Source organism: Pedobacter sp. GW456-11-11-14-TSB4 (assembly GCF_059424425.1).
This window is the reverse complement of the sequence record NZ_JBWKZK010000004.1, coordinates 198,683-213,271: the sequence shown is the minus strand read 5'-3', so window position 1 is coordinate 213,271 and position 14,589 is coordinate 198,683. Positions and strand designations below refer to the sequence as shown.

Sequence of the window (14,589 nt, the reverse complement as noted above, 5' to 3'; positions counted from 1 at the left end):
TAATAGATTATTAAGCGGCTAACTGAATGTAAATTCAGTTAGCCGCTTTTTTTATGGGATAATTTCCCACTCAAAATGTGCCAATGTGGGATAAAATGACAACTTTTTAGATGTTGATAACTTTTTTGTGGTAAAAAGTGGTAAAAAGTGGTAGAAGTGTTTTATTTTTACACTACATAAAAAGTGTATAAGCCGTAATGACTCAACTAATAGGAGAATTTGATTGTAAATTGGATGCGAAAGGGCGCTTAAGCGTGCCTTCTTCGTTGAAGAAGCAATTGCCTGATGTTGAGCGTGATGGCTTGATTGTAAGTCGCGGTTTTGAGCAAAACTTAATCATTTACCCAAAAAAGGTTTGGGAAGGCATTGTAGCTGAGATGATGAAGTTGAACATGTACGTGCCTGAGAACAGGGATTTTGTGCGTAGATTTCAGCGTGGTGCAACCGAACTTTCTTTAGATGCTGCAGGTAGGGTTCTACTCCCTAAATCATTAACCGATTTTGCAAAAATAGGTTCAGAAGTGGTGTTGGCTTGTCAATTAGATAAGATTGAGGTGTGGGATAAAAAAGCTTATGAAGATTTGTTTAACGATTCGCCTGAGGATTTTGCTGCATTAGCGCAAAAAGTAATGGGTGGTAATAATGGGAGGATAGCAGATGGAGAATAATTACCATGTACCGGTGATGTTGAAAGAGTGTATTGAGGGTTTAAATATCAATCCGTCTGGGGTTTATGTTGATGTAACCTTCGGTGGTGGAGGCCATTCTAGAGAAATTTTAAAAAATTTAGGTAAAGATGGAGTTTTGATCGCTTTTGATCAGGATCCTGATGCGCAAAGAAATAAAATAGATGATCCTAGATTTAAATTTGTGGATCAAAATTTTGGCTTCCTTAAAAACAACTTACGTTTATTGGGTTATAGGGAGGTAGATGGTATTTTGGCCGATCTTGGTGTTTCATCTCATCAGTTTAATGAGCCAAGCAGAGGTTTTTCTACCCGTTTTGATGCTGATCTAGATATGCGTATGGACAAACATCGCCCTTTAACGGCTGCCATCGTTTTAAATACTTATCCAGAAGATAAGCTGCATAAAATTTTCGGCATTTATGGCGAGGTTAAAAATGCAAAATCGCTAGCAGCAACCATTGTAGCCTCACGGGTAAATAAATCCATTGCAACTTTGGCTGATTTTAAAGCAATTATCACTGCGCATATCCCGAAAGGAAAAGAAAATAAATACATGGCGCAAGTTTTTCAAGCGCTTAGAATTGAGGTGAATGCAGAGATTGAAGTTCTGGAAAATTTTTTAGAACAAACGGCATCAGTTTTAAAACCTGGTGGTCGCTTAGTGGTCATGTCTTATCATTCTTTAGAAGATAGGCCTGTAAAAAGTTTTATCGCCAAAGGCAAATTTAGAGGTGAAGTAGAGAAAGATTTTTTTGGTAATGAGCAGAAGCCTTTTAAATCTATCACCAGAAAAGCAGTGGTGGCTAATGAGGAAGAATTGAGTATGAATAGTCGTGCTCGCAGTGCTAAACTTAGAATTGCTGAAAGGTTATGAGTAATCAATTCAGAAAAAGGATAGAGGAACAGGAGGAGGAAGAAATTCATCTTGTTGAAGAAAAGCCAAGACCAAAAACTATAACTAAAGAGGGAAGTACAACGGCCTTTTTTAGAAAGTTATTTGTAGATGGTGTAGTAACAAAAGAATCGGCTACTGATATGTTGCCATTTATCATTTTCTTATGTGTTTTGGTAATGATTTACATTGCCAATAGCCACATGGCGATGAAAAACATTAGAAGTATAGATAAATTAAATAAAGAAGTAAAAGTGCTCAATTGGGAATATAAATCGTTTAAAGCCGATTTAATGTTCAAGAGTAAATTAACCGAAGTGGCTGCAAAAGTAGATACGTTAGGTTTAAAAGAATTAATAGAACCACCAAAAAAATTAGTAATCACTAAAGATGAACATTAGAGCAAACATATTATTAAGAGTATACATCGCTTTCGGGCTTATTGTACTTTTTGCCTTTGCTGTGATAATGAGGTTGGGGCATGTGCAATACATTCAGGGAGAGAAATGGGTAAAAATGGCTGATAGTCTTTCTGTAAGGGAATTCGAAATTGAGGCTGTTCGTGGCAATATTTACTCAAACGATGGGAGTTTATTGGCAACCTCTGTGCCTGAGTACGAATTGAGGATGGACATGATTGCGGGTGGTATAGAAAAAGATGAAGTTTTTTATGGCAAGGTAGATTCGTTAGGTGCTGCGTTTGCAGGGTTTTTTAAAGATAAATCTGCCAAGGAGTATTCTAGGATTTTACGTAATGCTAGAAGAGATAAAATGAGAGCTTTACTTTTAAAACGTAGGGTTTCTTATGAAGATTTAAAAGCTATTAAAAAGTTCCCGATGTACAATATGGGAGCTTATGCTGCAGGTTTAAAGGCTGAACAGCAAAACAAAAGAATTTTTCCTTTTAAAGATTTGGCGGCAAGAACCATCGGCTATAAAAAACCAAATATTAGTGTGGGTTTAGAAGGTGCTTATGGCAACTATATTGATGGCGAAACTGGCAAACAAATGAGACAGCGTGTTGCTGGTGGTTTATGGATGCCAATTAATAGTGATGCAGAAATTGCACCAAGAGATGGGGCTGATATCATTTCTACCATCGATATTAATATGCAAGATTTGGTTCAAAATGCCTTAAAAGAAGGTTTGATAAAATCTAATGCACACCACGGAACTGCTATTTTAATGGAAGTAGCTACAGGCGAGGTGAGATCGGTTGCTAATTATACCAAAGTAGAAGAGGGTGTTTATAAAGAATCATTCAATTACGCTATAGCAGGTAATCAAGATCCTGGATCTACATTTAAACTGGCTTCTTACATGGCTTTGTTAGAAGATAAGTTTGTTGATACCAACACCTTAGTTAGAACAGGTTGGTACCAGATCCCTGGGAAACGAATTACTGATTCACATCCTAAAGATGAGATGGTTACTGTTAAAGCCGCTTTCGAGCATTCATCAAACGCGGCTATTGCTAAACTGATTAACGATAACTACAAAGAAAACCCGATGAAATTTACCAACCATTTATATGAATGGGGTTTTAATGAAAAACTGGGTTTACAAATTCCAGGTGAAGCAAAGCCAGTGGTAAAAAATATTGAAGCAAATAAAAGTTGGAACAAAAACATGACTTTGCCGCAAATGGCTTACGGGTATGAGATGCAGTTAACGCCGCTAAAAATGTTATCATTTTATAATGCAGTAGCCAACAATGGAAAATTTGTAGCGCCAATCTTCGTAAAAGAAATTAGAAGGTTGGGTAATCCGATTGAGCAGTTTAAGGCAAGAGTAGTTAATGATAAAATTTGCTCTGATGTAACTCTTTCTAAAATCAAAAGTATGTTAGAAGGGGTTGTGCTTAATGGTAGTGGTAAACAAGTTGTTTACAATCCACTTTACAAAATTGCAGGTAAAACCGGTACTGCCCAAGTTGCTGATGATGATAGAGGTTATAAAGGTAAAAAGCAATATCAAGCATCTTTTGTAGGTTATTTTCCGGCAGAAAAACCCAAATATTCTTTAATCGTAGTTATTAATGATCCAAAGGGAGAATATTATGGAGCATTAGTTTCTGGTCCAGTTTTCAGAAAAATTGCTGATAGAATTTACGCTGGTGATGTAAATATGTACAGCGGAGTAAAAGAAAATTTGATTGGTAATACAGTTCCTCCACCAGCTAAAGCAGGACAAAGCAAGGCAACTCGGAAAGTGTATAATGCTTTTGGTATTAAAGCACTTTACGCAGCTAAATCAGATTATTTCAACACTGTTGATACCAGTAATGGCGTAGCTTATCAAGAAAACATGCCTGTAAAAGGAATTATGCCAAATATTGCTGGTATGGGTTTAAAGGATGCTATGTATTTAATCGGCAATGCCGGATTAAAAGCTAGGGTAAAAGGAAGTGGCAAAGTAATTAAACAATCTATAGTGCCAGGAAGTAGAATTGGCAAAGGATTGATGGTAGAGATAGAATTAAATTAAATGATTGAATGATAAATTTTTGAATGATTGAATGGACGATATTCAAATATTCACTCATTCAAAATCCACTCATTGAAAATTAAAAATATGAAGTTACAAGATTTACTGTACGGAGTAGCAATTAAAAGCGTAGTTGGACAACCAAATGTTGAGGTTGCTGATTTGGCTTTTGATTCGCGTGCGGTAAAAAATGGCACTTTATTTTTTGCTATCAAAGGTACGGCTGTAGATGGTCATCAGTTTATCGCTAAAACTATAGATGCTGGTGCTACTGTAATTATCTGCGAGGATATGCCAGCTGAAATGGCTAGCAATGTAACCTTTGTGCAGGTTGCAGATTCTTCTGTTGCATTAGGTCAAGTAGCGAGCAATTATTACCAAAATCCTTCATCAAAACTAAAACTGATTGGCGTTACAGGTACAAATGGCAAAACAACAATTGCTACTTTGCTTTTTCAGCTTTTTAGAGAGTTGGGTTATAATGTAGGGTTAATCTCAACTGTTCAAAATCACATCAACGATGATATCATTCCATCAACACATACTACGCCAAATCCAATAGCATTAAATGCCTTGCTTGATGATATGGTGAAGGCTAAATGTCAGTATTGTTTTATGGAAGTAAGTTCACATGCGGTAGTACAACATCGCATAGAAGGATTAACATTTGTTGGTGGAATATTTTCAAATATCACCCATGATCATTTAGATTTTCATAAAACCTTTGACAGTTATTTAAAAGCTAAAAAGGCATTTTTTGATGGGTTGCCAAAATCGGCCTTTGCCTTAACAAATGGCGATGATAAAAACGGAATGGTGATGTTGCAAAACACCAAAGCCAGCAAAAAGACTTATGCTTTAAAGCAAATGGGAGATTTTAAAGCCAAGCTAATTGAGAATAAGTTTAGTGGTTTGCATTTAGATATTGATGATACCGAGGTTTTCTTTAAAATGGTGGGCTCTTTTAATGCTTACAATTTATTGGCTACCTACGGAACTGCTATTTTGTTAGGTCAAGATAAATTAAATGTGCTAACTATTTTAAGCACACTTGCAGGTGCAGAAGGTAGGTTTGATTATACGGTTTCTAAAAGTGGTGTAATTGGTATTGTAGATTATGCACACACGCCAGATGCTGTTCAAAACGTATTGAGCACCATTGCCAATATCAGAAAAGGAACCGAGCAAGTGATTACTGTTTTAGGTTGTGGTGGCGATAGAGATAAAACCAAGCGACCAATTATGGCGCAAGTAGCTTGCGATTGGAGCGATAAAGTAATCTTAACATCTGATAACCCACGTACCGAAAATCCTCAAGATATTATTGCAGAGATGGAAAAAGGAGTTTCTCCAACTAATCAGCGAAAAACTTTAAGTATAGCTGATAGAAGAGAAGCGATAAAAACTGCATGTCATTTAGCTAGCCCAGGAGATATCATCTTGGTTGCAGGCAAAGGGCATGAAAAGTACCAAGAAATTAATGGTGTAAGACATCATTTTGACGATAAAGAAGTATTAACCGAACAACTAAACCAAATCAACTAATGTTATATTTATTATTCGAATATCTGCATAAGCACTATGATTTTCCTGGATTGGGTTTGTTCCAATACTTAACTTTCAGAGCATCATTATCTATTGTGCTTTCTTTAATTATAACCACCGTTTATGGTCGTAGAATTATCGATTATTTACACCGCAAACAAGTAGGAGAAACGGTAAGAAACCTAGGTTTAGAAGGGCAGATGCAAAAACAAGGTACGCCAACAATGGGTGGTATCATGATTTTATTGGGTATTCTTATTCCTACTTTATTATTTGCCAACCTTACCAATGTGTATGTAATTCTAATGATTATTACCACAGTGTGGATGGGAGCTGTTGGCTTTTTAGATGACTATATCAAGGTTTTTAGAAAAAATAAGGAAGGCTTAGCAGGAAGATTTAAAGTAGTTGGGCAAATTGGTTTAGCCACAATTGTTGGTTTAACTATGTTCTACCATCCAAATATTGTTGTTCGCCAAACAGTTGATGAAACCGCTGTTACTAAACATGCTGCACCAATGGTTTTAAGACAAAAAGGACAGAATTTTTACTATACGCAAGACGTTAAGTCTACAAAGACAAACGTACCATTCTACAAAAACAATGAATTTGATTATGCAAAAGTTGTAAAGTTTTTAGGTGATGGGTATGAAAAGTACGCACTTGTTGTTTTCATGTTTTTTGTAATTACCATCGTAACTGCGGTATCTAATGGCGCTAATTTAACAGATGGTATTGATGGCTTGGCCACCGGAACATCCGCTATTATTGGTATTACGCTAGGTATTTTGGCATATGTTTCGGGTAATACGGTAATCGCCGAATATCTCAATATCATGTACATTCCTAATTCTGGCGAGCTTATTATTTTTGCAGGAGCTTTTGTGGGCGCTTGTGTTGGCTTCTTGTGGTACAACTCCTATCCGGCTCAAATTTTTATGGGTGATACCGGAAGTTTAACCATCGGCGGTATCATTGCAGTATTTGCAATTATGATCCGTAAAGAATTATTAATTCCAATTCTATGCGGCGTATTCTTGGTAGAAGTTTTATCGGTAACGTTACAGGTAAGTTATTTTAAATATACTAAAAAACGTTTTGGTGAAGGAAGAAGGATCTTTTTGATGTCTCCTTTACATCATCATTATCAGAAAAAAGGATACCACGAAGCTAAAATCGTTACCCGTTTTTGGATCATTGGGATCATGTTGGCCATTATCACTTTTGTAACCTTAAAACTAAGATAATGGAAACAAAAAGAATTGTAATTCTGGGAGCAGGAGAAAGTGGAGTAGGTGCGGCAATGTTGGCGCAGAAGCAGGGTTATGATGTTTTTGTTTCAGATTTTGGAGCTATCGCTGATCGTTACAAAACTTCGCTACAGGAAATGAAAATCTCTTTTGAAGAGAAACAACATACTGATGCACTAATTTTAAACGCAACGGAGGTGATTAAAAGTCCGGGTATACCTAGCACAGCTCCAATTGTTAAAGCGCTAGTTAAAAATGGTATTCCAGTAATATCAGAAATTGAATTTGCAAAGCGATATACAAAGGCTAAAACGGTTTGTATCACAGGTTCTAACGGAAAGTCTACAACGTCTTTATTAACATATCATATCCTAAAAAATGCTGGATTAAATGTTGGTCTAGCAGGTAATATCGGTCATAGTTTTGCAGCACAAGTGGCAACAGTAGATTTCGATTGGTATGTTTTAGAAATATCAAGTTTTATGCTCGATGATATGTTTGAGTTTAAGGCAGATATCGCTGTGCTATTAAATATTACACCAGATCACTTAGATCGTTACGATTATAAATTAGAGAATTACGCTGCATCAAAAATGCGCATTATCCAAAATCAAACAGCAAATGATGCATTTATTTACTGTGCAGATGATGAGGAAACCAACAAAGCATTAAAAGTTACAAAAATACTTGCTCAACAATATCCATTTTCTATCCATAAAAAGATCGATGCGGGAGCTTATTTAGCAGATGAAAACATACTAATCAACACACAACCTAAAGACCTATTTACCATGTCAATTTCAGAGTTAGCTTTACAAGGAAAACACAACATCTACAACTCTATGGCTTCGGGCATAGTAGCAAAGGTTTTAGAGTTACGCAACAACACCATCCGCGAAAGCATGGGTAACTTTAAAAATATCGAACATAGGTTAGAGTTTGTGGCAAAGATTTCTGATGTGACCTACATTAACGACTCAAAGGCTACCAATGTAAATTCTACTTGGTACGCATTAGAAAGCGTTGGCACTGATGTAGTTTTAATCATGGGTGGTGTAGATAAGGGGAATGATTATGCTATGCTTAAAGACTTGGTACGTAGTAAGGTAAGGGCTATTGTGTGTTTAGGTAAGGATAATAAACGTATTCACGAAGCTTTTGAAGATGATGTCGAAATTATTGTAAATACATTTTCGGCAAATGAGGCAGTGCAAGTTGCATATCATTTAGCTAAAAAAGGCAATACAGTATTGTTATCTCCGGCTTGCGCTAGTTTCGATTTATTTAAAAACTACGAAGATAGAGGTAACCAATTTAAAGCGGCAGTTAAAGAATTATAAAAATATGTATAGCGCAAATACACATATAGACGAACGCGATAGCGAAGATGGCGGTGTTTTAAACCGTCAGCTATCTTGGGTTCAAAAAATGCTTGAACGCACCAAAGGAGATCGATGGATTTGGCTGATTATCATTATGCTATCTATGATTTCTATTATGGCGGTTTATAGCGCTACTGGTGCAATTGCCTACAAAAAAGGTGTTGCAGTAGAAAAGTATTTGCTTTTTAAACACATCATCTTTGTGTTAATGGGTATTGGCATGATTTACATTGCCCACCTGTTAGATTATAAATATTATGCCGGGATTTCAAAGATTTTGATGATTATAACCCTACCGTTATTATTATACACTTTAGCTTTCGGTAGTCAAATTAATGGCGCATCTCGTTGGGTGCAGGTTCCGGTAATTGGTTTAACTTTTCAAACATCAGATTTAGCTAAACTTGCTTTAATTACATTTTTAGCTCGTATGCTTACCAAAAAACAAGAAAATATTAAAGATGTAAAAAATGCATTTATCCCAATCATGGGTTCTGTATGTGTAGTATTTGTTTTAATTGCTTTAGCTAATTTATCTACTGCTTTAATGTTATTTGGTGTTAGTATTTTGTTGTTAATCATAGGTCGTATTAGTATCAAACAAATTGCATTTGTTTGCGCTGGTGGTGTAGTACTTTTAATGTTTGTAGTGTTTTTGGGTCCTAGGAGAGAAACCTACAAATCTCGTATCAACACATTCATGCATCCAGAAATGCAATCATCTGATAAAACATTTCAGTCAGACCATTCGAAAATTGCTTTGGCAACTGGCGGATTATTTGGCAAAGGACCCGGTAATAGTACAGAGCGAAACTTCTTACCGCATCCATATTCTGATTTTATTTTTGCCATTATTATCGAAGAATATGGAACTATTGGGGGTTTAGGCATCGTTGTGCTTTACCTGGTTTTGCTATACCGATGTGTGCGGATTGTCGTCCGAAGTCCGAAGGCTTTTGGTGCATTGCTCGCCGCCGGATTAAGTTTTAGCTTAACCATACAAGCTTTTGCAAATATGGCAGTAGCGGTAGGTTTAGGTCCAGTAACGGGCGTACCTTTACCTTTGGTAAGTATGGGTGGTACATCAATGATATTTACCAGTATTGCATTTGGTATTATTTTAAGTGTAAGCCGAGATGTAGAAGAACATAGCACCAAAAAAGAAGAAAAGGTTGTAGTAGGAACAATACCAGCAATGGGGTAGCATTATGTCGTCATTGCGAGGAAGTATGACGAAGCAATCTATCCAGTAAGTAAATAATAAGAAAGACTGCTTCGTTTCTCGCAATGACGCGGCTTTCTAAAATAAAAATTAAATTAAACATGAATAATTTCCCAAAAATTATCATATCTGGAGGTGGCACAGGCGGGCATATATTTCCCGCCGTTGCCATTGCCAACGCGCTAAAAAGCATTTCGCCAAACTGCGAGATCCTTTTTGTTGGTGCCGTTGGTCGCATGGAAATGGAAAAAGTACCTGCAGCTGGATATAAAATTGTGGGTTTAAATATAAGCGGGATACAGAGGGGTTCTATCTTGAAGAATTTAGGCCTGCCTTTTAAAGTAATTTCAAGTGTTCGCACAGCGATGAAGTTAATTGAAGATTTTAAGCCAGATGCAGTTGTGGGAGTTGGTGGTTATGCTTCTGGACCAGTTTTGTACGCAGCTAAATTAAAAGGCATTCCTTATCTAATACAAGAACAGAATTCTTACGCTGGTATCACCAATAAAATGTTGGGCGGTGGAGCATCAAAAATATGTGTTGCATTTGATGGAATGGAGGCGTTTTTTCCGGCAGATAAAATCTTAAAAACTGGCAATCCTGTTCGTTCGAATATTGTAGATATTAAAGGCAAACATCACGCAGGTGCGGAGTTGTTAAAATTAGATCCTTTAAAGAAAACAATCTTAGTAACTGGCGGAAGCTTGGGTGCTGGAACATTAAATAAAAGCATAGAAAAGCACTTGGCATCAATCATCGCACAAGATGTGCAGGTAATTTGGCAAACAGGTAAATTCTACTACAATGGAGTTTTGGAACGTGTGGGTTTAAATTACCACCCGAACATCATTATTCTTGAGTTTTTAAATAAAATGGATTTGGCTTATGCAGCGGCAGATTTAATTATATCAAGAGCTGGTGCAGGTACTATCGCCGAATTATGCATTATTAAAAAGCCGGTTATTTTGGTTCCTTCGCCAAACGTTGCAGAAGATCACCAAACTAAAAATGCAATGGCTTTGGTTAAAAATGATGCTGCTATTTTAATTAATGATCGCTCTGCAGAAGATACTTTAGTTGCAGAAGCTTTACAGTTGTTAAATAACGAAGAACGCTGCGAAACCTTAAGCGAAAATATCGGTAAAATGGCTTACCAAGATGCTGATATTGTGATAGCAGAAGAGGTATTGAAGTTGGTAGATAAGATATGAGACATTAGATATGAGGTATGAGTTTGGGCATTACGTCTCACATCTCAGATCTCACATCTCCAATCTAAATAAAATGGAATTAAGTAAAATAAAAAGAGTTTATTTCGTGGGTATCGGTGGTATCGGTATGAGTGCTATTGCTCGTTATTTTGCAAAACGTGGAGTAGCTGTGAGCGGTTACGACAAAACCCGAACTAATTTAACTAAACAGTTAGAAGACGAGGGGATTTTAGTTTCTTACGAAGATAATGTATCAGCTATTGCTGATGCTTTTCAGCAGAATGATGATGAAACACTAATCGTTTATACTCCTGCAATTCCTAAAAACTCAGCTATACTCAATCATTTTTTAAGTGGAGGGTTTTCACTAAAGAAGCGTTCGGAGGTTTTGGGAATTATTAGTGAAGGTATGTATTGTGTGGCAGTTGCAGGCACACATGGCAAAACTACTACTTCATCAATGATAGCGCATATTTTAACCGATACAGGTTTTGGTTGTACGGCTTTTTTAGGCGGTATTACTAGCAATTATAATAGCAATGTTCTTTTCGGAAAGAATAATGTAGTGGTTGTAGAAGCTGATGAATATGATCGTTCATTTTTAACGCTTCATCCAGATATTGCGGTAATTACGTCTATGGATGCCGATCATTTAGATATTTATGGAGACGAAAGTCATTTACATGAATCGTTTAATTTGTTCGCCGATCAATTAAAGGCTGATGGAAAATTATTTGTTAAACACGGTTTGCCAATGCATGGTATTACCTATGCTGCAAATGATAAAGCCGCTTTAAGGGCAAGCAATATCCATGTAGAAAATGGCAATTTTGTTTTCGATTTTAATGATGGATACACCAGTATAACAGATTTAAGCTTGTCGATGCCAGGTAAGCATAATGTAGAAAATGCGGTTGCAGCAATTGGTGTAGCATTAAGTTTAGGTATTCACCCAAAAAGCATTAAAAAAGCAATAGCATCTTTTAAAGGAGTTAAACGAAGATTTGAAAAGCACGTAAACAACGCTGAGCATATTTATATCGATGATTATGCACATCACCCAGAAGAGTTAAAAGCCTGTTTTGATGCGGTTAGACAATTACATCCTGATAAGAAATTGACAGTAATTTTTCAGCCGCATTTATTTACCAGAACAAGAGATTTTGCAGATGAATTTGCAAAAGTTTTAAGCACAGCTGATGACGTAATTTTATTAGAAATTTATCCGGCCAGAGAATTGCCAATAGAGAGTATAAATTCGCAGTTTTTATTGGATAAAATGACTTTAGATAAAAAAGAAATATGTGGAAAAGATTCGGTTGTTGCCTATATCAAAAGCAAAAAACCTGAACTACTTTTGACAGTTGGTGCCGGAGATATAGATACTTTGATAGAACCATTAAAAACAACATTAAATAATGCTTAATAGAATAAACTGGAAAGCAATTTTTAAAGGTTTTGCTTGGCTTATTAGCTTGGCAGGAATGGTTGTGCTAATGAGTTTCATTAGTATAAAAAAACATGAAGTAAAATGTACCAAAGTAGAAATTCTTATTCCGGGTGCCGATAATTTTATTGAGAGGGAAGAAATAGATGCCATTTTAAAAGCAAATGAGGGTGATTTAATTGGGAGAAAATTAGCTGAAATCAATATTCATGAAATTGAAAAAACCATCCAATCCAATCCTTATATCGCATATGTGAAGGTTTATAACGAAATGGATGGTGTTATTCATATTGAAATTAAACAGAGGCAACCAGTTTTAAGAATTATTAATGCGGGCGGACAAGATTACTATATAGATAGCGAAGGATTAAAAATGCCTATGTCGCCAAACTTTACTGCCAATGTATTGGTTGCTACAGGTAACATATTAGAAGGTTTTAGTGGTAGGGTAGATACGTTATTAACTCCTTTAGCTAAAGATTTATATAAAACGGCTTTGTTCTCTAAAAGAGATACCTTATGGGATGCTCAATTTGAACAGATTTTTGTGAATGCAAAAAGTGATATAGAATTAATTCCTAGGGTTGGCAACCAAAGGATCATTTTAGGAAACGCAGATTCATTAGCGACTAAAATGAATAATTTGCTAGTTTTTTATAAGCAAGCAATGCCAAAAGTTGGTTGGAATGCCTACAAGACTATTAACTTGAAATATAATAACCAAATTGTAGCTGAACGATATGACTCATTAGCTGTAAAAAAGGCCATAGCTGCAGCAGTTTTGGATAGTACTACTATAAAACGCAAAGCAACAGACTCTGTTATCAGAGATGTAATTAGAGATGAAATAAAAAAAGCTGCCGCTGAAGCCAGTACAGAAGATCAAGCAGTAAAAAAGACAACAGTTAAGCCAACGGCTGAGAAAGTGGTGCAAAAACCAACAGTTAAAAGTAGCGAAACTAAGGCAACAAAAACTCTAACTGATAAAGATAAAACTAAACCAGTTGTAGCAACAAAAGATAAAACAGATACCAAGAAAAACAAATAAAAAACTCAGCAAAATAATAAAGTTATGGGCAAAGAAAAATCTACCATTCAATCTCCAATCGTAGTAGGATTAGATATTGGTACAACCAAGATTTGTGTAATTGTGGGTCGCAGAACACAGCATGATAAAATTGAGGTTTTAGGAATTGGAAAAGCAGAATCAGCAGGGGTAACACGTGGGGTAGTTTCTAATATTCAAAAAACAGTACAAGGTATTGCCGCTGCTGTAGAATTGGCCAGTAGCCAATCTAATGTAGAAATTCGTGTAGTAAATGTGGGTATTGCTGGCCAGCATATTAAAAGTTTACAACACCGCGGAATTTTAACGCGTAGAGAATTACAAAACGAGATTAGTAAAAAAGACATTGATAAATTAGTGGATGACATGTTTAAACTTGTTATGCCTCCGGGCGAAGAGATTATTCATGTTTTGCCACAAGAATTTACCATAGATAATGAACCAGGTATTAAAGACCCAATTGGTATGGCTGGAGTTCGCTTAGAAGCCAACTTCCACATCATTTCTGGTCAGGTAACTGCAGTTAAAAACATTATGCGTTGTGTAACCAATGCAGGTTTACAAACTCAAGAGTTAATTTTAGAGCCTTTGGCATCGTCTGAGTCGGTGTTAAGCGATGAAGAGAAAGAAGCTGGTGTTTGTTTAGTAGATATAGGTGGCGGCACAACGGATATCGCAATCTTCCACGAAGGCATTATTCGTCATACGGCAGTGATCCCTTTTGGTGGTAATAGCGTAACCGAGGATATTAGAGAAGGTTGTTCGGTAATGCGTAATCAGGCAGAGTTATTAAAAACTCGTTTTGGTTCAGCTTTGGCTGAAGAAAATAAAGAAAATGAAATTATTTGTGTGCCAGGTTTGCGTGGAAGAGAGCCGAAAGAAATTTCTGTAAAAAACTTAGCTTATGTAATCCAGGCCCGTATGGAAGAAATAGTTGAGCATGTTTATTACGAGATTAAATCTTCAGGCTATGAAAAAAAATTGATAGGTGGTGTAGTAATTACAGGTGGTGGGGCGTTATTAAAACACTTAAACCAATTGGTAGAGTACGTAACCGGATTAGATTGTCGCGTTGGTTATCCGAATGAGCATTTATCTAAATATGAAGATATGCCAAAAACTACCTACGATGATTTGAAAAGTCCGATGTACGCAACATCTGTTGGATTACTTATAAAAGGAATACAAAAAGCAGAAGAGATGTTAGAGGAAATGAAACAGCCTGGTGTTTTTGTAGAGCAACCAAAAGCAGAAAAAGAGAAAAAACGCAGTGGAGGAGGTTTGTTTGATAAATTACTTAAAAAAACCACAGAATTCATCAAAGATGATATGAATGTGAGTGATGAGGATTACATCAAACCGTAATATTTATCCACATTTTAGGATTTTTCCACATTA

12 protein-coding genes are annotated in these 14,589 nt (G+C 36.2%); all 12 read left to right on the top strand.

The genetic code is table 11. From position 1 onward, the window contains the following. Positions 1-197 precede the first annotated feature (197 nt). On the top strand, positions 198-668 hold the full coding sequence (mraZ, locus tag AC07XU_RS14760) for a division/cell wall cluster transcriptional repressor MraZ (RefSeq protein WP_494944406.1): 471 nt from the start codon (positions 198-200) through the stop codon (positions 666-668). Then, complete coding sequence (rsmH, locus tag AC07XU_RS14755; protein WP_494944405.1) at positions 658-1,563, top strand: 16S rRNA (cytosine(1402)-N(4))-methyltransferase RsmH; 906 nt, start codon at positions 658-660, stop codon at positions 1,561-1,563. The genes mraZ and rsmH overlap by 11 nt, the downstream gene beginning before the upstream one ends. Beyond that, positions 1,560-1,982 carry an FtsL-like putative cell division protein gene (locus tag AC07XU_RS14750; protein WP_494944404.1) on the top strand — a complete coding sequence of 141 codons (423 nt, stop codon included), beginning with the start codon at positions 1,560-1,562 and terminating at the stop codon, positions 1,980-1,982. The genes rsmH and AC07XU_RS14750 overlap by 4 nt, the downstream gene beginning before the upstream one ends. Then, on the top strand, positions 1,972-4,068 hold the full coding sequence (locus tag AC07XU_RS14745; protein ID WP_494944403.1) for a penicillin-binding protein: 2,097 nt from the start codon (positions 1,972-1,974) through the stop codon (positions 4,066-4,068). The genes AC07XU_RS14750 and AC07XU_RS14745 overlap by 11 nt, the downstream gene beginning before the upstream one ends. 87 nt (positions 4,069-4,155) lie before the next feature. Further along, the gene (locus AC07XU_RS14740) at positions 4,156-5,613 is read left to right on the top strand and encodes a UDP-N-acetylmuramoyl-L-alanyl-D-glutamate--2,6-diaminopimelate ligase (protein ID WP_494944402.1); all 1,458 of its coding nucleotides are present in this window, start codon (positions 4,156-4,158) and stop codon (positions 5,611-5,613) included. Next, positions 5,613-6,860, top strand: coding sequence for a phospho-N-acetylmuramoyl-pentapeptide-transferase (gene mraY / locus AC07XU_RS14735; RefSeq protein ID WP_494944401.1), 1,248 nt, complete (start codon positions 5,613-5,615; stop codon positions 6,858-6,860). The genes AC07XU_RS14740 and mraY overlap by 1 nt, the downstream gene beginning before the upstream one ends. After that, on the top strand, positions 6,860-8,203 hold the full coding sequence (murD, locus tag AC07XU_RS14730; RefSeq protein ID WP_494944400.1) for a UDP-N-acetylmuramoyl-L-alanine--D-glutamate ligase: 1,344 nt from the start codon (positions 6,860-6,862) through the stop codon (positions 8,201-8,203). Before mraY ends, murD begins: the two co-directional genes overlap by 1 nt. 88 nt (positions 8,204-8,291) lie before the next feature. Further along, positions 8,292-9,449: an FtsW/RodA/SpoVE family cell cycle protein gene (locus AC07XU_RS14725; RefSeq protein ID WP_494944611.1), complete on the top strand. Its 1,158-nt coding sequence runs from the start codon at positions 8,292-8,294 to the stop codon at positions 9,447-9,449. A 119-nt stretch (positions 9,450-9,568) separates the two neighbouring features. After that, entirely contained in the window at positions 9,569-10,678 is a 1,110-nt protein-coding gene (murG, locus tag AC07XU_RS14720) for an undecaprenyldiphospho-muramoylpentapeptide beta-N-acetylglucosaminyltransferase (RefSeq protein WP_494944399.1), read from the top strand. 73 nt (positions 10,679-10,751) lie between these two features. Then, the gene (gene murC / locus AC07XU_RS14715; RefSeq protein WP_494944398.1) at positions 10,752-12,104 is read left to right on the top strand and encodes a UDP-N-acetylmuramate--L-alanine ligase; all 1,353 of its coding nucleotides are present in this window, start codon (positions 10,752-10,754) and stop codon (positions 12,102-12,104) included. After that, positions 12,097-13,173, top strand: coding sequence for a cell division protein FtsQ/DivIB (locus AC07XU_RS14710; protein WP_494944397.1), 1,077 nt, complete (start codon positions 12,097-12,099; stop codon positions 13,171-13,173). The genes murC and AC07XU_RS14710 overlap by 8 nt, the downstream gene beginning before the upstream one ends. Positions 13,174-13,197: 24 nt before the next feature. Continuing rightward, a complete protein-coding gene (gene ftsA, locus AC07XU_RS14705; protein WP_494944396.1) occupies positions 13,198-14,556 on the top strand; it encodes a cell division protein FtsA in 1,359 nt (452 codons plus the stop codon). Positions 14,557-14,589 lie beyond the last annotated feature (33 nt).